Source organism: Streptomyces sp. NPDC047706, assembly GCF_043204795.1.
GTDB lineage: Bacteria > Actinomycetota > Actinomycetes > Streptomycetales > Streptomycetaceae > Streptomyces.
On record NZ_JBIDCW010000001.1, the window covers coordinates 249,748 to 267,877 of the forward strand.

At 71.4% G+C, this 18,130-nt stretch carries 17 protein-coding genes; 15 read left to right on the forward strand and 2 right to left on the reverse strand.

What is annotated here, in order from left to right:
• Positions 1-357 precede the first annotated feature (357 nt).
• Positions 358-918, forward strand: coding sequence for an HIT family protein (locus tag ACGF8A_RS01240; RefSeq protein WP_393102924.1), 561 nt, complete (start codon positions 358-360; stop codon positions 916-918).
• 57 nt (positions 919-975) lie between these two features.
• On the opposite strand, the gene ACGF8A_RS01245 is transcribed toward ACGF8A_RS01240, so the two are convergent.
• Both ACGF8A_RS01245 and ACGF8A_RS01250 read right to left on the reverse strand, forming a co-directional pair.
• Positions 976-2,637 (reverse strand): hypothetical protein, encoded by a 1,662-nt coding sequence (locus ACGF8A_RS01245; protein WP_393102927.1) that lies wholly within the window; start codon positions 2,635-2,637, stop codon positions 976-978.
• 215 nt (positions 2,638-2,852) lie between these two features.
• On the reverse strand, positions 2,853-5,051 hold the full coding sequence (locus ACGF8A_RS01250) for an elongation factor G-like protein EF-G2 (protein WP_393102929.1): 2,199 nt from the start codon (positions 5,049-5,051) through the stop codon (positions 2,853-2,855).
• A gap of 245 nt (positions 5,052-5,296) precedes the next feature.
• Here ACGF8A_RS01250 and pgsA point away from each other — a divergent pair, with 245 nt between their 5' ends.
• The 14 genes from pgsA to ACGF8A_RS01320 all read left to right on the forward strand — a co-directional run bounded on the left by pgsA (position 5,297) and on the right by ACGF8A_RS01320 (position 17,939).
• On the forward strand, positions 5,297-6,037 hold the full coding sequence (gene pgsA, locus ACGF8A_RS01255) for a phosphatidylinositol phosphate synthase (RefSeq protein ID WP_393103173.1): 741 nt from the start codon (positions 5,297-5,299) through the stop codon (positions 6,035-6,037).
• Positions 6,034-6,972 carry a phosphatidylinositol mannoside acyltransferase gene (locus ACGF8A_RS01260; protein WP_393102931.1) on the forward strand — a complete coding sequence of 313 codons (939 nt, stop codon included), beginning with the start codon at positions 6,034-6,036 and terminating at the stop codon, positions 6,970-6,972. The genes pgsA and ACGF8A_RS01260 overlap by 4 nt, the downstream gene beginning before the upstream one ends.
• Positions 6,969-8,132, forward strand: a complete 1,164-nt coding sequence (locus ACGF8A_RS01265; RefSeq protein WP_393102933.1) for a glycosyltransferase family 4 protein — start codon at positions 6,969-6,971, stop codon at positions 8,130-8,132. The genes ACGF8A_RS01260 and ACGF8A_RS01265 overlap by 4 nt, the downstream gene beginning before the upstream one ends.
• A 40-nt stretch (positions 8,133-8,172) precedes the next feature.
• A complete protein-coding gene (locus tag ACGF8A_RS01270; RefSeq protein ID WP_393102935.1) occupies positions 8,173-8,715 on the forward strand; it encodes a hypothetical protein in 543 nt (180 codons plus the stop codon).
• Between the two features lie 117 nt (positions 8,716-8,832).
• Positions 8,833-9,744: a pyridoxal 5'-phosphate synthase lyase subunit PdxS gene (gene pdxS, locus ACGF8A_RS01275; RefSeq protein ID WP_393102937.1), complete on the forward strand. Its 912-nt coding sequence runs from the start codon at positions 8,833-8,835 to the stop codon at positions 9,742-9,744.
• A 13-nt stretch (positions 9,745-9,757) separates the two neighbouring features.
• On the forward strand, positions 9,758-10,366 hold the full coding sequence (pdxT, locus tag ACGF8A_RS01280) for a pyridoxal 5'-phosphate synthase glutaminase subunit PdxT (protein WP_393102939.1): 609 nt from the start codon (positions 9,758-9,760) through the stop codon (positions 10,364-10,366).
• A gap of 49 nt (positions 10,367-10,415) precedes the next feature.
• On the forward strand, positions 10,416-11,168 hold the full coding sequence (locus ACGF8A_RS01285; protein ID WP_393102941.1) for a YebC/PmpR family DNA-binding transcriptional regulator: 753 nt from the start codon (positions 10,416-10,418) through the stop codon (positions 11,166-11,168).
• Positions 11,169-11,281: 113 nt separating this feature from the next.
• A complete protein-coding gene (ruvC, locus tag ACGF8A_RS01290; RefSeq protein WP_393102943.1) occupies positions 11,282-11,827 on the forward strand; it encodes a crossover junction endodeoxyribonuclease RuvC in 546 nt (181 codons plus the stop codon).
• Positions 11,824-12,429: a Holliday junction branch migration protein RuvA gene (ruvA, locus tag ACGF8A_RS01295; RefSeq protein WP_393102945.1), complete on the forward strand. Its 606-nt coding sequence runs from the start codon at positions 11,824-11,826 to the stop codon at positions 12,427-12,429. Before ruvC ends, ruvA begins: the two co-directional genes overlap by 4 nt.
• Positions 12,430-12,649: 220 nt before the next feature.
• Positions 12,650-13,720, forward strand: a complete 1,071-nt coding sequence (gene ruvB, locus ACGF8A_RS01300) for a Holliday junction branch migration DNA helicase RuvB (RefSeq protein ID WP_393102947.1) — start codon at positions 12,650-12,652, stop codon at positions 13,718-13,720.
• A gap of 162 nt (positions 13,721-13,882) precedes the next feature.
• Positions 13,883-14,374 (forward strand): preprotein translocase subunit YajC, encoded by a 492-nt coding sequence (gene yajC / locus ACGF8A_RS01305; RefSeq protein WP_393102949.1) that lies wholly within the window; start codon positions 13,883-13,885, stop codon positions 14,372-14,374.
• A 133-nt stretch (positions 14,375-14,507) separates the two neighbouring features.
• On the forward strand, positions 14,508-16,286 hold the full coding sequence (gene secD, locus ACGF8A_RS01310; RefSeq protein WP_393102951.1) for a protein translocase subunit SecD: 1,779 nt from the start codon (positions 14,508-14,510) through the stop codon (positions 16,284-16,286).
• Between the two features lies 1 nt (position 16,287).
• Positions 16,288-17,403 (forward strand): protein translocase subunit SecF, encoded by a 1,116-nt coding sequence (secF, locus tag ACGF8A_RS01315; RefSeq protein ID WP_393102953.1) that lies wholly within the window; start codon positions 16,288-16,290, stop codon positions 17,401-17,403.
• On the forward strand, positions 17,400-17,939 hold the full coding sequence (locus ACGF8A_RS01320) for an adenine phosphoribosyltransferase (RefSeq protein WP_393102955.1): 540 nt from the start codon (positions 17,400-17,402) through the stop codon (positions 17,937-17,939). Before secF ends, ACGF8A_RS01320 begins: the two co-directional genes overlap by 4 nt.
• Positions 17,940-18,130 lie beyond the last annotated feature (191 nt).

Genomic DNA, 18,130 nt, shown 5'->3' on the forward strand with positions numbered 1-18,130 from the left:
TATCGGGAAGGGTCCCGGGGCGCTGCTCTCAGCCCCTGGGACCCTTCGTTGTGACGCGAGGGCCGAGGAGCCGCTCGGTACGGTGCCCCGTCCGGGCCTGGTGCGTGCCGTCCTCCTCGGCGCGGCTGGGCCCAGGTGGTGCCCCCGCTGGGCTGGGCCCGGAGCGTGGGTCGTGGTCCTCCCGCCTGGCTGGGACCGGAGCGCAGCCGTCCTTCCCCGGCCCGGCCGGTCCTGGAGCGCGCCCTCGTCCACCGGCCCCGGCCGGCCCTCGAACAGCGCCCTCGTCCACCGGCCCCGGCCGGGCCTTCGGCTGTGCTCCGCGAGCCCCGGCGACACGCCGCGAATGGGCGAAGCCATATGCTGCCTTGCATGACGAGTGAGCCGGAGCAGCAGATCGGAGTGGGGACGCAGGACGCGTTCCAGCGCCTGTGGACGCCCCACCGGATGGCCTACATCCAGGGCGAGAACAAGCCCACCGGTCCGGGTGCCGACGACGGCTGCCCCTTCTGCTCGATCCCGGCGAAGTCCGACGAGGACGGACTGGTCGTCCGGCGCGGTGCGCAGGTCTACGCGGTGCTGAACCTGTACCCGTACAACGGCGGCCACCTCATGGTCGTGCCGTACCGCCATGTCGCCGACTACACGGACCTCACCGAGCCCGAGACGGCGGAGCTGGCCGCGCTGACCAAGGAGGCGATGACGGCACTGCGCACCGCGTCGGGCGCCCAGGGCTTCAACATCGGCATGAACCAGGGCGCTGTCGCCGGCGCGGGCATCGCCGCGCATCTGCACCAGCACATCGTGCCGCGCTGGGGCGGTGACACGAACTTCATGCCGGTCGTGGGGCACACGCGCGTGCTGCCGCAGCTGCTGGCCGACACCCGGAAGATGCTGGCGGAGGCCTGGCCGACGGCGTGAGACCGCCGTCCGGTGGTGGTACGGCGCCTGCCGACGTCCGTCCCACCACCGGGTCGCCTACGCGTCGTACAGGTCCGCCTTGCGCGGCGAGGGGTCCTGTACCGCCGTGCTGAGGAACGACGAGCGGTTGCCGAACTTCTCGGTGTCCACCCCGTTCTCCTCCAGCACCCGGATCGCCGCCGAGTGGACCACGCGCAGCACCGGCGTGGCGGCACGCAGCGCGTCGTCGGCCATGAACCGGTGCCGCCAGGGCTTCGCGGCCCACGCGTGCCGCAGACCGAAGGGCTCGGGCAGGGCCAGCGAGCCGCCGAGCCAGTTCAGCAGCGGCGGGTACCAGGTCAGCGGCGCCCGGACGGCCACCCGCACCACCTCGTCGGCGTCGACCAGCGGAAGCTTCACCGTCCGCGTCTCCCAGCGCTTCACCGACTTCTGCACCGACTTCTCCTTCGCCGCCGGCTTGGAGGTGAAGAGTGGGTGCACCGGTCCCAGGGCGTGGCCGGTGACCTCGATGCGCAGGGTCTCGTAGAGCACGGTCACGGTAATCAGCATGGTGATCACGAGCTGACCGTCCCAGAGCGTCCACTGCACGCCCAGGTAGTGCCGGTCACCGCTGCCGAACTGCTGCTTGTTGCAGATCTCCTGTATCGCGTGCGACTTGACCTGGTACGCCTCGACGTCCGTGCCACCGGGCCGGGACACCGCCGTCGCGTTCTCGCCGATCGGCGTCACGACCCAGTGCCGTATCGACGGCTTCGGGAAGCCGCCCGTGTTCAGCGGGCCGCGTTCCAGCATGCGCAGCTGATCGTGGATGGACCGTACGACGTCCCAGCTGCGGAACGGGTGAATCTCCCGGTCGGGATCGGCCGGGGAGAGATCCTCGGCGAGCTGCCAGCTGCCCCAGCGGGTGCCCATGCCGAGTATGCCCTTGGGCCCGGCGTAGAAGACGGAGTTGGACTGCTGCTCGGCGCTCAGCCGGGCGAGGGACTGGCGCAGCTGCTCGGCGGCGGTCTCGCCGGGGCTGCTCGGCACCGCCTCGGGCACCTTCGCGCCGACGCTGCTGCCCGACAGCAGGCTGTCCCAGCGCTCCCGCAGGTCCTTCGCGGTGCGTTCGCAGATCTGCTTGGCCCAGAACCAGCCGATCACCGGCATGACGACAGCCGCGCGCGCGTACCAGGCCCAGAAGCCGGTGAACGGCATCTGGACCAGGAGGATCACGGCCAGTGCCCCGACCGCGACGAGCAGCGTGGTGGCGAGCGTCGAGGCCCGCTTGTCCTCGCGGCGGGCGATGGTCGTGCGGATCGTGAACACCATCAGCCAGACCAGCAGCCCGGGCAGGAAGAGCAGACCGCACAGGACCATGACGATCGTGAGCAGGTTGTCGCGCTCCCGCCGGATGCGGTTGGCCGCGAGGCAGTGCTCGACGACCACCTGGGGCTCCGCGCCGAAGGACTGGATCAGCGGCTCCCGGCCGGAGCCGAGCATGCGGTCGACCACCGCCCGGGAGAACGCCTCGCCCAGGTTGGGCCGGAAGATCCTCGCCCACTTCTGGCCGGGCTTCACGGTCGACTCGTGCCATTCGTTGTTGGCCTTGAGTATCTCCTCGACCTCGTTGTCCCGGTACGCCGCCGAGGCAAGCGCGTACGTGGCCGTCTGCCCCTCGTCGCCCGTGCGCGGCACCTGCGGCCCGAAGATGTCCGCGTAACCGCTGTCAACGGTCATTCCCGCCCCCGATCGCCGCCACTGTCGCTCCTGCGGCCTTCCCGACTTCCGTGCTCCGCACACCTGTTGATCAGGCCATCAGCGTATCCCCAGGCGCCGGCATACGTCGGCGGACGGCCGAAGCCGCCCGCCGGCCCCGGGGCAACCGCTTCGGCCCGGCCGCGTGCGCGCGCCCCGGTACAACTGCGCGGCGCCGCACGCCCCTTGTGCGCCTCCTAGGAAGCTTCCCGCTCCAGTTTCCGCAGCCGCTCCGCGACTTGGGCGGGCATCGGCTCGTGCCGCGCGTACCGCCGGCTGAACCGCGCGGTCCCGTGCGACAGCGAGCGCAGATCGACGGCGTAGCGCCCGATCTCGATCTCCGGCACCTCGGCGCGTACGACGGTGCGCCCGCCGGCGGTCTGCTCGGTGCCCAGCACCCGGCCGCGCCGCCCCGACAGGTCGCTCATCACGGTGCCCACGTAGTCGTCGCCGACCAGCACGCTCACCTCGGCCACCGGCTCCAGCAGATGGATCTTCGCGTCGGCCGCGGCCTCCCGCAGCGCGAGCGCGCCCGCGGTCTGGAACGCGGCGTCCGAGGAGTCCACCGAGTGCGCCTTGCCGTCCAGCAGCGTCACCCGCACGTCGACCAGCGAGTGTCCCGCGGCGACCCCCTTGGCCGCCTGTGCGCGGACGCCCTTCTCGACCGACGGGATGAACTGGCGCGGCACCGCGCCGCCGACGACCTTGTCGACGAACTCGATGCCCGAGCCGCCGGGCAGCGGCTCCACCTCTATCTCGCAGATGGCGTACTGCCCGTGGCCACCGGACTGCTTCACATGCCGGCCGCGCCCGCCCGCCTTGGTCGCGAACGTCTCCCGCAGCGAGACCCTGTGCGGCACGACGTCGACCTGGACGCCGTACCGGCTGCGCAGCCGCTCCAGCGCGACGTCGGCGTGCGCCTCGCCCAGGCACCACAGGACCACCTGGTGGGTGTCCTGGTTCTGCTCCAGCCGCATCGTCGGGTCCTCCGCGACCAGCCGGGCCAGGCCCTGGGAGAGCTTGTCCTCGTCCGGCTTGCTGTGGGCCTGGATGGCGAGCGGCAGCAGGGGGTCGGGCATGTCCCAGGGCTCCATCAGGAGCGGGTCGTCCTTGGCGGAGAGGGTGTCGCCGGTCTCCGCGCGGTTCAGTTTCGCCACGCAGGCCAGGTCACCGGCGACGCAGTGCGACACGGGGCGCTGCTGTTTCCCGAACGGCGTGGACAGGGCACCGACGCGCTCGTCGACGTCGTGGTCCTCGTGGCCCCGGTCGGTCAGCCCGTGCCCGGAGACGTGCACGGTCTCGTCCGGCCGCAAGGTCCCGGAGAAGACCCGCACGAGTGAGACGCGGCCGACGTACGGGTCGGAGGAGGTCCGCACGACCTCCGCGACCAGCGGTCCGTCCGGGTCGCAGGGATTCACCTCGCGTGGCCTGCCGTCGATGGTGGTGACCTTGGGCGGGTCGTGCTCCAGCGGGGTCGGGAAGCCGCCGGTGACCAGCTCCAGCACCTCGACCGTGCCGAGCCCCTGCCGGGCGCCGTCGGTCGCGGGGGCGGCGGCCAGGACGGGGAAGAACGACCCGCGCGCGACAGCCCTCTCCAGGTCCTGCACGAGCGTCTTGACGTCGATCCGCTCACCGCCGAGGTAGCGGTCCATGAGGGTCTCGTCCTCGCTCTCGGCGATGATGCCCTCGATCAGGCGGTTGCGGGCCTCCTCGATCAGCGGCAGCTGGTCCTCACCCGGCTCGGACTCCTTGCGCTCGCCCGTTGAGTAGTCGAACAGCTTCTGCGACAACAGCCCGGTCAGACCGGTCACGGGCGCGTGCCCGTCCGGTCCCGGCGGGCCGTGCAGCGGCAGGTAGAGCGGCAGCACCGCGTCCGGGTCGTCGGCGCCGAAGGCCTCGGCGCAGATCCGCGTCATCTCCTCGAAGTCCGCCCGGGCGGCCTCCAGGTGCGTGACGACGATGGCGCGCGGCATGCCGACGGCCGCGCACTCCTCCCACACCATGCGGGTCGAGCCGTCCACGCCGTCCGAGGCCGAGACGACGAAGAGGGCCGCGTCCGCCGCTCGCAGACCGGCCCGCAGTTCCCCGACGAAGTCGGCGTATCCGGGGGTGTCGAGAAGGTTGACCTTGATGCCGTCCCACTCGACCGGTACCAGGGACAGCTGCACCGAGCGCTGCTGCCGGTGCTCGATCTCGTCGTAGTCGGACACGGTGCCGCCGTCCTCCACGCGGCCCGCCCGGTTCACCGCTCCCGCGGTCAGCGCGAGAGCCTCCACCAGAGTCGTCTTCCCCGCTCCGCAGTGGCCGACCAGCACCACATTCCGTACGGACGCGGGTCGGTCGGCCGCCACTGCCCTGCCGGCGGCTCCGGGGTGTGCGTTGGCCTTGTCGCCCATGATTCTGCCTCCCGTGCACGGTGAGGTCACTGTGGGCGCGGACACGCGGGACCCTCCTCCAGAGGGGACACCCCCGGCTGGGCGGCTCCGGCGACGCCCGCGATTCTTCGAGCTTTCCACTCCCGTCACGGTGCGTCCATACGGAGGACGCGAAGGCGTCGGCCGGGGACGGTTGCGGGCTGTCCGCCGGACCTCCCGAGGAGCTGTGGGTGCCGGGCGGCCGCCCGAACGCGCGCGTGGCTACGATGGGCCAGCCGACGGCCAGCAGGGGCCGCGCGGCGCCAGCGACCCTCGGGAAGGCCATGCTGAACAAGTACGCGCGTGCATTCTTCACGCGTGTCCTCACACCGTTCGCCGCGTTTCTCATCCGCCGTGGCGTGAGTCCCGACACGGTCACGCTGATCGGCACCGCGGGTGTGATGGCTGGCGCGCTGGTCTTCTACCCCCGGGGCGAGTTCTTCTGGGGCACGGTCGTCATCACCCTGTTCGTCTTCTCCGACCTGGTCGACGGCAACATGGCCCGTCAGCTGGGACGCTCCAGCCGCTGGGGCGCCTTCCTGGACTCGACCCTGGACCGGGTCGCCGACGGCGCCATCTTCGGCGGCTTCGCCCTCTGGTACGCCGGTGGCGGCGACGATTTGGTGCTGTGCGCCGTCTCGATCTTCTGCCTGGCCAGCGGCCAGGTGGTGTCCTACACCAAGGCCCGTGGCGAGTCGATCGGCCTGCCGGTCGCGGTGAACGGACTCGTCGAGCGCGCCGAACGCCTGGTGATCTCGCTGGTCGCGGCCGGACTCGCGGGTCTGCACGCGTTCGGCGTGCCGGGCATCCAGGTGCTGTTGCCGATCGCCCTGTGGCTCGTCGCCGTGGGCAGCCTGGTCACGCTGATCCAGCGGGTCGTCACGGTCCGCCGCGAGTCCGCGCAGGCCGAGGCCGCGGACCGGGGGACGACCGACAATGCCTCCCAGGGGAGGGAGGCGGCGAAATGAGCGCTCGGGACACGCTGACGGACGCCCTGTACGGCCTCGGCTGGAGCACGGTGAAGAAGCTGCCCGAGCCGATGGCCGTGCGGCTCGGGAACACCGTTGCCGAGCTGGCCTGGAAACGGCGCGGCAAGGGTGTGCTGCGGCTGGAGAGCAATCTCGCGCGCGTGGTGCCCGACGCCTCCCCGCAGCGGCTCGCCGAGCTCTCTCGCGCGGGCATGCGCTCGTACCTGCGCTACTGGATGGAGTCCTTCCGGCTCCCGGCCTGGAGCGCCGAGCGGATCAGGACCGGCTTCGACGCCAAGGACCTGCACCTCCTGACCGACGGACTGGCCGCGGGCAAGGGCGTCGTGCTGGCGCTGCCGCACCTGGCCAACTGGGACCTGGCCGGCGCCTGGGTGACCACCCGGCTGGGCATCCCCTTCACCACGGTCGCCGAGCGGCTGAAGCCGGAGACGCTGTTCGACCGCTTCGTCGCCTACCGGGCGGGCCTCGGCATGGAGGTCCTGCCCCATACCGGCGGCTCCGCGTTCGGCGCCCTGGCCCGGCGGCTGCGGGACGGCGGCCTGGTCTGCCTGGTCGCCGACCGCGACCTGTCCACCTCCGGGGTGGAGGTCAGCTTCTTCGGCGACACCGCCCGGATGCCTGCCGGGCCGGCGCTGCTGGCCCAGCAGACCGGCGCCCTGCTGCTGCCGGCGACGCTCTGGTACGACGACTCACCCGTCATGCGGGGCCGCCTGCATCCCCCGATCGAGGTACCCGAGGCAGGCACACGGGCCGAGAAGACGTCTGTCATGACGCAGGCGCTGGCGGACGCCTTCGCCTCAGGGATCGCCGAGCATCCGGAGGACTGGCACATGCTGCAGCGGTTGTGGCTCAAGGACCTCGACCCGGCGAAGGGCGGTCCGGCGGCCTCGGATCCCACGAAGGGGACACCGTGAGGATCGGCATCGTCTGCCCGTACTCCTGGGACGTGCCGGGCGGCGTCCAGTTCCACATCCGGGATCTGGCCGAGTACTTCATCCGCCAGGGACACGAGGTCTCCGTCCTGGCCCCCGCCGACGACGACACCCCGCTCCCGCCGTACGCCGTCTCGGCCGGCCGCGCGGTCCCGGTGCCCTACAACGGCTCGGTGGCCCGGCTGAACTTCGGCTTCCTGTCGGCCGCGCGGGTGCGCCGCTGGCTGCACGACGGCGCCTTCGACGTGATCCACATCCACGAACCGGCGTCCCCGTCGCTCGGCCTGCTGGCCTGCTGGGCCGCGCAGGGCCCGATCGTCGCGACGTTCCACACCTCCAACCCCCGCTCGCGCGCGATGATCGCCGCGTACGCGATCCTGCAGGCGGCGCTGGAGAAGATCAGCGCCCGGATCGCGGTCAGCGAGTACGCCCGCCGCACGCTGGTGGAGCACCTCGGCGGGGACGCCGTGGTGATCCCCAACGGCGTGGACGTCGACTTCTTCGCGAAGGCGGAGCCCAACCCCGACTGGCAGGGCGACACCATCGGCTTCGTGGGCCGGATCGACGAGCCCCGCAAGGGCCTGCCGGTGCTGATGCGGGCGCTGCCGCGCATCCTCGCCGAGCGGCCGCAGACGCGGCTGCTGGTCGCGGGCCGCGGCGACGAGCGGCAGGCGGTGGAGTCGCTCCCCGCCGAGTTGCGCTCCCGGGTGGAGTTCCTCGGCATGGTGAGCGACGAGGACAAGGCCCGCTTCCTGCGCAGCGTCGACGTGTACGTGGCGCCGAACACCGGCGGCGAGAGCTTCGGGATCATCCTGGTCGAGGCGATGTCGGCCGGAGCACCCGTACTGGCCTCGGACCTGGACGCCTTCGCCCAGGTGCTCGACCAGGGCGCGGCGGGGGAACTGTTCGCCAACGAGGACGCGGACGCCCTGGCAGCGGCGGCGCTGCGGCTGCTGGGCGACCCCCGGCGCCGCGAGGAGCTGCGCGAGCGGGGCAGCGCGCACGTCCGCCGGTTCGACTGGTCGACGGTCGGCGCGGACATCCTGTCGGTGTACGAGACGGTCACCGACGGCACCACCGCGGTCGCCGCCGACGAGCGTTCCGCGGGACTGTGGGGCCGGTTCGGGCTGGCCCGTGACTGACTGATCACGCACCGGTGACACCCCGGTAGCCTTGCCGCCCGTGACCCCAACCCTCATCTGGATCCTCGTCGCCCTCATCGCCGTCGGCGTGTACCTGAGCTGGACGGCGGGCCGCCTGGACCGGCTGCACGCCCGTATCGACGCCACCCGGGCCGCCCTCGACGCGCAGCTGCTGCGGCGGGCCTCCGTGGCGCAGGAAGTGGCCACCTCCGGGGTGCTCGACCCGGCGGCCTCGATCGTCCTGTACGAGGCGGCGCACGCGGCCCGGCAGTCCGAGGAGGAGCACCGGGAGGTCGCCGAGAGCGAGCTGAGCCAGGCCCTGCGCGCCGTCTTCGCCGACCCGCAGCAGGTCGAGGCGGTCCGGGAGGCGCCCGGCGGAGAGTCCGCGGCCCGGGAGCTGACCGAGGCGGTACGGCGGGTGCCGATGGCCCGGCGCTTCCACAACGACGCGGTGGGCGCCGCCCGCAGGCTGCGTCAGCACCGCAAGGTGCGCTGGTTCCGGCTGGCCGGCCATGCCCCGTTCCCCATGGCCTTCGAGATGGACGACGAGCCGCCGACGGCGCTGGCGGAGCGCGGCGCCTGAACCCCGTGTGGCGGGAAAACGATCCACCGGCTTCCTATTGGCCCTTGCTGTGGACCGCACCCCTCCCGTTTCCTCGGTGTTTGCAGAAACCCTCTTTTCCCTTCAGTGAGGTCACCCGTGTCCAGCACGCTCTCCGAAAACCAGGCCCCCGCCACCGGCACCGCGCGCGTGAAGCGCGGCATGGCCGAGCAGCTCAAGGGTGGCGTGATCATGGACGTCGTCACGCCGGAGCAGGCGAAGATCGCCGAGGACGCGGGCGCCGTCGCCGTCATGGCCCTCGAGCGGGTCCCGGCCGACATCCGCAAGGACGGCGGTGTGGCCCGCATGTCCGACCCGGACATGATCGAGGGCATCATCGACGCCGTCTCCATCCCGGTGATGGCCAAGTCCCGCATCGGCCACTTCGTCGAGGCGCAGGTGCTGCAGTCGCTCGGCGTCGACTACATCGACGAGTCCGAGGTGCTCACCCCGGCCGACGAGGTCAACCACTCCGACAAGTGGGCCTTCACCACGCCGTTCGTCTGCGGCGCCACCAACCTCGGTGAGGCCCTGCGACGCATCGCCGAGGGCGCGGCCATGATCCGCTCCAAGGGCGAGGCCGGCACCGGCAACGTCGTGGAGGCGGTCCGCCACCTGCGCCAGATCAAGAACGAGATCGCCCGGCTGCGCGGCTACGACAACAACGAGCTGTACGCCGCCGCCAAGGAGCTGCGCGCCCCGTACGAGCTGGTCAAGGAGGTCGCCGAGCTCGGCAAGCTCCCGGTCGTGCTGTTCTCCGCCGGTGGCGTCGCCACCCCCGCCGACGCCGCGCTGATGCGCCAGCTCGGCGCCGAGGGCGTCTTCGTCGGCTCCGGCATCTTCAAGTCGGGCGACCCCGCCAAGCGCGCCGCCGCCATCGTCAAGGCGACCACCTTCTTCGACGACCCGAAGATCATCGCGGACGCGTCCCGCAATCTCGGCGAGGCCATGGTCGGCATCAACTGCGACACCCTCCCCGAGACCGAGCGCTACGCCAACCGCGGCTGGTAAGGCACTGCATCCCATGAGCAACACCCCCGTCATAGGCGTCCTGGCCCTCCAGGGCGACGTGCGGGAGCACCTCATCGCCCTGGCCGCGGCCGACGCCGTGGCCAGGCCGGTCAGGCGCCCCGACGAGCTCGGCGAGGTGGACGGCCTCGTCATCCCCGGTGGCGAGTCGACCACCATCTCCAAGCTGGCCCACCTGTTCGGCGTGATGGAGTCCCTACGCGCGCGCGTGCGCGACGGTATGCCCGTCTACGGCACCTGCGCCGGCATGATCATGCTGGCGGACAAGATCCTCGACCCGCGCTCGGGCCAGGAGACCATCGGCGGCATCGACATGATCGTGCGCCGCAACGCCTTCGGGCGGCAGAACGAGTCCTTCGAGGCGGCGGTCGACGTCAAGGGCGTCACGGGAGATCCTGTGGAGGGCGTCTTCATCCGCGCCCCCTGGGTCGAGTCCGTGGGCGCCCGGGCCGAGGTGCTCGCCGAGCACGACGGCCACATCGTCGCTGTCCGGCAGGGCAACGCGCTCGCCACGTCGTTCCACCCGGAGCTGACCGGCGACCACCGTGTGCACAGCCTGTTCGTCGACATGGTGCGAGCGAACCGGACAGCGGAGTCCTTGTAGGATCTCTGGCGTTCGTTGCAGAGATGGGTTACGCGAAGGAGACAGGCAGATGTCCGGCCACTCTAAATGGGCCACGACGAAGCACAAGAAGGCCGTGATCGACGCCAAGCGCGGCAAGCTCTTCGCGAAGCTGATCAAGAACATCGAGGTCGCGGCGCGCATGGGCGGCGTCGACCTCGAAGGCAACCCGACGCTCTACGACGCCGTCCAGAAGGCCAAGAAGCAGTCCGTCCCGAACAAGAACATCGACTCCGCGATCAAGCGCGGTGGGGGTCTCGAGGCCGGCGGCGCCGACTACGAGACGATCATGTACGAGGGCTACGGCCCGAACGGTGTCGCGGTGCTCATCGAGTGCCTCACCGACAACCGCAACCGCGCCGCCTCCGACGTCCGCGTCGCCATGACCCGCAACGGCGGCTCCATGGCCGACCCGGGTTCGGTGTCCTACATGTTCAGCCGCAAGGGCGTCGTCATCGTGCCCAAGGGTGAGCTGACCGAGGACGACGTCCTCGGCGCCGTCCTGGACGCGGGCGCCGAGGAGGTCAACGACCTCGGTGAGTCCTTCGAGGTCATCAGCGAGGCCACCGACCTGGTCGCGGTCCGCACCGCCCTCCAGGACGCCGGGATCGACTACGACTCCGCCGACTCCAGCTTCGTGCCGTCCGTCCAGGTCGAGCTGGACGAGGAGGGCGCCAAGAAGATCTTCAAGCTGATCGACGCGCTGGAGGACAGCGACGACGTGCAGAACGTCTTCGCCAACTTCGACGTGAGCGACGAGATCATGGAGAAGGTCGACGCGTAACCACCGCCGCGGGCTCCAGCTGCTCCTCGGGCCGACGGGACACACCCGTCGGCCCGTCGCGTTGTCGGTGGCACCCGATAGCCTGCACAAACAGGAGATCGAAGGAGGGGCGGGTGCGCGTACTGGGTGTGGACCCGGGACTGACCCGGTGCGGTGTCGGCGTCGTGGAGGGGGCTCCCGGACGTCCGCTCACCATGCTCGGCGTCGGCGTCGTCCGCACGCCGGCGGACGCCGACCTGGGGCAGCGTCTGGTCGCCGTCGAGCAGGGCGTCGAGCGGTGGCTCGACGAGCACCGGCCCGAATTCGTTGCCGTGGAGCGGGTGTTCAGCCAGCACAACGTGCGTACGGTGATGGGCACCGCCCAGGCCAGCGCCGTCGCCATGCTCTGCGCGGCCCGTCGCGGCATCCCGGTCGCCCTGCACACTCCCAGCGAGGTGAAGGCCGCCGTCACCGGCACAGGGCGCGCCGACAAGGCACAGGTGGGCGCCATGGTCACCCGGCTGCTGCGACTCGACGCACCGCCCAGACCGGCCGACGCCGCCGACGCCCTGGCACTCGCCATCTGCCACATCTGGCGCGCCCCCGCGCAGAACCGCCTCCAGCAGGCCGTCGCCCAGCACACCGCACGAGCAACCGCACCGAAAGGCCGCACGGCATGATCGCCTTCGTCAGTGGCACGGTCGCCGCACTCGCACCCGACGCCGCCGTGGTCGAGGTCGGCGGTGTCGGCATGGCCGTCCAGTGCACACCCGACACGCTGTCCACGCTCCGCCTTGGCCGGCCCGCCAAGCTGGCCACCTCTCTCGTCGTACGGGAGGACTCGCTCACCCTCTACGGCTTCGCGGACGACGACGAGCGGCAGGTCTTCGAACTGCTCCAGACCGCGAGCGGGGTCGGCCCCCGGCTGGCCCAGGCGATGCTCGCCGTGCACACGCCGGACGCCCTGCGCCGCGCCGTCGCGACCGGCGACGAGAAGGCGCTCACCGCCGTCCCGGGCATCGGCAAGAAGGGCGCCCAGAAGCTGCTGCTGGAACTGAGGGACCGCCTGGGCGAGCCGATCGGCGCCCCCGCCGTCGGCGCCCCGGTCAGCACGGGCTGGCGCGACCAGTTGCACGCGGCCCTGATCGGCCTCGGTTACGCGGCCCGTGAGGCCGACGAGGCGGTCGCCGCGGTCGCGCCGCAGGCGGAGGCCGCGGACGGCACGCCCCAGGTGGGGCAGCTGCTGAAGGCGGCCCTGCAGACGCTCAACAGAACACGATGACGCGGGGCGCCGCACACGGCCTCGCACAAAGCGCCCGTCCGGCGGATTCCCTCGTGCCCCGCCGCGTCCGGCAGCCAGGCCCCAGCCGGCCGGGAGCCGCACACCGGCCCGGCCGGGACCGCCCGAGAAGCGGCGCCCTCCTCGCCGTACGACCCCTCCACGACTCCGTACGACCCCTCCCCGACCCGTCCGCCCGCCAACGCACCCGAGGCCCCCGCACATGAACTGGGACGACCCGACCGACCCCGCCGACACGGAGCGGCTGGTGGGCCCTGCCGCCGACCGCGAGGACCAGGCCGTCGAGGCCGCGCTGCGCCCCAAGGACCTGGGCGAGTTCATCGGCCAGGAGAAGGTCCGCGAACAGCTCGACCTCGTGCTGCGCGCCGCACGCGCCCGCGGCGCCACCGCCGACCATGTGCTGCTCTCCGGCGCGCCCGGCCTGGGCAAGACCACCCTCTCCATGATCATCGCGGCTGAGATGGGCGCGCCGATCCGCATCACCTCGGGCCCCGCCATCCAGCACGCCGGCGACCTCGCCGCGATCCTGTCCTCCCTCCAGGAGGGCGAGGTGCTCTTCCTGGACGAGATCCACCGCATGTCCCGGCCCGCCGAGGAGATGCTGTACATGGCGATGGAGGACTTCCGTGTCGACGTCATCGTCGGCAAGGGGCCCGGCGCCACCGCCATCCCCCTGGAGCTGCCCCCGTTCACGCTGGTCGGCGCCACCACGCGCGCGGGCCTGCTGCCGCCGCCGCTGCGCGACCGCTTCGGTTTCACCGCGCACATGGAGTTCTACGAGCCCGCCGAACTGGAGCGGGTCATCCACCGCTCGGCGAACCTGCTGGACGTCGAGATCGACACCGACGGCGCCGCCGAGATCGCCGGCCGCTCCCGCGGCACGCCCCGGATCGCCAACCGGCTGCTGCGCCGCGTCCGCGACTACGCGCAGGTCAAGGCCGACGGGATTATCACGCGCGACATCGCCGGGGCGGCGCTGCAGGTCTACGAGGTCGACCCCCGGGGCCTGGACCGGCTCGACCGCTCCGTGCTGGAAGCGCTGCTGAAGCTCTTCGGCGGCGGGCCGGTCGGTCTGTCCACGCTCGCCGTGGCGGTGGGGGAGGAGCGGGAGACCGTCGAAGAGGTCGCCGAGCCGTTCCTGGTACGGGAGGGCCTGCTGGCCCGGACCCCGCGTGGCCGGGTCGCGACACCGGCGGCCTGGGCCCATCTCGGTCTCACCCCGCCTCGCCAGGGTGCGGGGGGAACGGGACAACAGGACCTGTTCGGGGCGTGACGGCGGGGGCATTGGCCCGAGCAGGAACCCCGGTGCCATGCTGAGCGTTGTTCCATGCGCGCGGACTCGCTTAGACTCCGCCGATGCCGCCTTCCTCGGCGGCTGACATACCCCCATCCAACAGGCCGCCCATCTGCGCGGTCGTGCGAAGGAAATCGTCCCGTGAATAGCCTCGTGACCCTCCTCCCGTTCATCGTGCTCATCGGGGCCATGATCCTGATGACCCGCTCGGCCAAGAAGAAGCAGCAGGCCGCCGTCGACATGCGGAACCAGATGCAGCCCGGTTCCGGAGTCCGCACCATCGGGGGCATGTACGCAACGGTCAAGGAGGTCAACGAGGACACGGTCCTCCTCGACGCCGGCCCGGGCGTCGACCTCCTCTTCGCCAAGAACTCGATCGGTGCCGTGCTCTCCGACGACGAGTACAACCGCATCGTGCACGGCATCGAGCACGACCTGAAGGCCGACGCGGACACCGTCCCGGACGACGCCTCCTCCCTCACCACCACCGGCGAGCCCGTCGACGCCGCCCCCTCCGACGAGAAGCCCGTCGACCTCGGCAAGAAGGACGCGGACGAGGTGCCCGTCGACGCAGCCGAGGCGAAGCGGGACGAGGAGCCGAAGAAGGCCGACGGCGACGCCGACGCGAAGTAGTCATGTCCCGGGAGCGCGCGGGCCGGGCTCGCGTGTCCGGGACATCGCGCATCCCGCACGGGATCCCGACACCATGTCATGGCCGTCCGCCCGCTGACCCGGAGTGAGGCGGCCCGAGAGGGAGTACGAGAAGGTGGCAGCACCTAAAAAGGGCCGGAGCTCGAGCGCCCAGAGCAAGCCGTGGCGCTCGCTGGCCCTGATCCTGATCGCCCTCGTGGCGCTCACCGGGGGAATGTTCGCCTCCGGACACACCACTCCGCGTCTCGGCATCGACCTGGCCGGTGGTACGAGCATCACGCTCGGGGCTGTTGCCGAGGAGGGCAACGAGGCCGCGATCAACCCGACCAACATGGACACCGCGGTCGAGATCATGGAGCGCCGAGTCAACGGTCTGGGCGTCTCCGAGGCCGAGGTCCAGACGCAGGGCGATCGCAACATCATCGTCAACATTCCCAAGGGCACCGACTCTCAGCAGGCCCGGGAACAGGTCGGCACCACCGCCAAGCTCTACTTCCGCCCGGTCCTGGCCACCGAGCCGTCCGGCGGCACCGCGCCTCAGACCCCCTCGCCCAGCGCCTCCTCGTCCGGCGGTTCGGACAAGGCCACCGACCCGGAGCAGGCCACCGACGCGGCGAGCCCTCCGGCGTCGGATTCCGCGAGCCAGAGCGGGGCCCCCTCGCCCAGCGCGACCACCCAGGGCCGCGCCGTCACGGACGCCCTGAAGAAGGCCCCCACCCCCTCGGCGTCCGGCTCCGGCTCACCGAGCCCCGCGCCGTCGGCGAGCGGCGGCAGCGACGGCGACGACACCGCCAAGCTCCAGGCGGAGTACGCGGCGCTCGACTGCAGCAAGCAGTCGGTCCGCGCCAGCACCGGTGAAGGTGCCAAGCCCACCGAGTCCACCGTGGGATGCGGCGAGATCCAGGGTGTCTGGTACAAGTACCTGCTCGGCCCGGCCGGGGTCGACGGCACCGAGGTCGACGACGCCTCGGCCGTCTACGACACGCAGAGCGGCGCCGGCTGGAAAGTCCAGATGAAGTTCACGGACGCCGGCGCCAAGAAGTTCGCCGAGATCACCGGCAAGCTCGCGCAGAACCCGTCGCCGCAGAACCAGTTCGGCATCGTCCTCGACGGCGAGGTCGTCTCCAGCCCCTACGTCAACCAGTCGATCAGCGGCGGCAACGCCGAGATCTCCGGCAGCTTCACCCAGGAGGAGGCCCAGGGCCTCGCCAACATGCTGTCGTACGGCGCCCTGCCGCTTACCTTCCGCGAGGAGAGCGTCACCACGGTGACCGCCGCCCTGGGTGGGGACCAGCTCCAGGCAGGTCTGATCGCGGGCGCGATCGGTCTCGCCCTGGTCGTGATCTACCTGCTGGTGTACTACCGCGGCCTGTCGTTCATCGCCATCCTGTCGCTGCTGGTCTCCGCGGCGCTCACGTACACGCTGATGTCGCTGCTCGGCCCGGCCATCGGCTTCGCGCTGAACCTGCCCGCCGTCTGCGGTGCGATCGTCGCCATCGGCATCACGGCGGACTCGTTCATCGTCTACTTCGAACGCGTCCGGGACGAGATCCGTGAGGGCCGCTCGCTGCGTCCCGCCGTCGAGCGCGCCTGGCCGCGTGCCCGGCGCACCATCCTGGTCTCCGACTTCGTGTCGTTCCTGGCCGCCGCGGTGCTGTTCATCGTCACCGTCGGCAAGGTGCAGGGCTTCGCCTTCACGCTCGGCCTCACCACGCTGCTCGACGTCGTGGTCGTCTTCCTCTTCACCAAGCCCCTGCTGACGCTGATGGCTCGCCGGAAGTTCTTCGCGAGCGGTCACCCCTGGTCCGGCCTCGACCCCAAGCGCCTGGGCGCCCGGCCGCCGCTGCGCCGCACCCGCCGCCCCGCCGGCCCCGTCGAAACGAAGGAGGCCTGAGATGTCGAAGCTCGGCAACCTCGGCGCCCGACTGCACCGCGGCGAGGTCAGCTACGACTTCGTCGGCAACCGCAAGATCTGGTACGGCATCTCCATCCTGATCACCATCACGGCGATCGTCGGCCTGGCGGTGCGGGGCCTGAACATGGGCATCGAGTTCCAGGGCGGCGCCGTCTTCACCACCCCGAAGACGTCCGTCTCGGTCTCGCAGGCCGAGGAGTACGCGGAGGCGGCCTCCGGGCACGACGCGATCGTCCAGCAACTCGGCAACGGCAGCCTCCGCATCCAGATCGCGGGCATCGACACCGCCCAGTCGGACCGGATCAACCAGGCGCTGGCCGACGACATGAAGGTCGACGCCGAGAAGATCAACGCGGAACTGGTCGGCCCCAGCTGGGGTGAGCAGATCGCCGACAAGGCCTGGCAGGGCCTCGGGATCTTCCTGGTCCTCGTGGTGATCTACCTGGCCATCGCCTTCGAGTGGCGGATGGCGGTCGCGGCGTTCGTCGCGCTGATCCACGACATCACCATCACGGTCGGCATCTACGCCCTCGTCGGCTTCGAGGTCACGCCGGGCACGGTGATCGGTCTGCTGACGATCCTCGGTTATTCGCTGTACGACACGGTGGTCGTCTTCGACAGCCTCAAGGAGCAGACGAAGGACATCACCAAGCAGACCCGCTGGACCTACAGCGACATCGCCAACCGGTCGATCAACAGCACCCTGGTCCGCTCGGTCAACACCACCGTGGTCGCGCTGCTGCCGGTGGCGGGCCTGTTGTTCATCGGTGGCGGTGTGCTCGGCGCCGGCATGCTCAACGACATCTCGCTCTCGCTGTTCGTCGGTCTCGCGGCGGGCGCGTACTCGTCGATCTTCATCGCCACGCCGCTCGTCGCCGACCTCAAGGAGCGCGAGCCGAAGCTGAAGGCGCTCCGTAAGCGTGTCCTTGCCAAGCGGGCACAGGGCGGCGACCAGGGCGAGACGCCGGCTGACGGCAGCGCGGACGAGCCGTTCGACGACGAGCCGGACGACGCCGCCCACGCGGTGGTCGGCCCGCGCAGCCAGCCCGCGTCCCGCACCCGCGGCCGCGGCCGGCCCTCGGGGAAGCGTCGATGACCGACATCAGGGAGTTGCTGCTCAGCCGCATCCGTGACGTGGCCGACTACCCGGAGCCGGGCGTGATGTTCAAGGACATCACCCCACTTCTCGCGGACCCTGCGGCGTTCACCGCGCTGACGGACGCACTGGCGGAGATCGCTGAGCGCAACGGTGCCACCAAGGTGGTCGGCCTGGAGGCCCGCGGCTTCATCCTGGGCGCCCCGGTGGCCCTCCGGGCCGGCGTCGGCTTCATCCCCGTACGCAAGGCGGGCAAGCTCCCCGGAGCGACGCTGCGCCAGGCCTACGACCTGGAGTACGGCTCGGCGGAGATCGAGGTGCACGCCGAGGACCTGACCGACGCGGACCGCGTCCTGGTCGTGGACGACGTCCTCGCGACCGGCGGCACGGCGGAGGCCTCCCTGGAGCTGATCCGCCAGGCCGGCGCCCGGGTCGCGGGTGTGGCGGTGCTGATGGAACTGGCCTTCCTGGACGGGCGCACCCGCCTGCAGCCGGCCCTCGCCGGAGCCCCGCTGGAGGCCCTGCTCACGGTCTGACGGGACCTCGCACCGGAGGCGCTCCTCATCCGAGGGGCGCCTTTGGCATGGCCACGGTCCACGACCGGGCTCCTGGCTCCCGCACCGGCTGCCGCAACGCCCTGCGGTACTGTCCTCGCCCGCCGGCGCCCGTGCCGTCATCCGGCCACGGCCCCGGCCCCGCACCGGGCCCCGTAATCCCCACCAGCCCC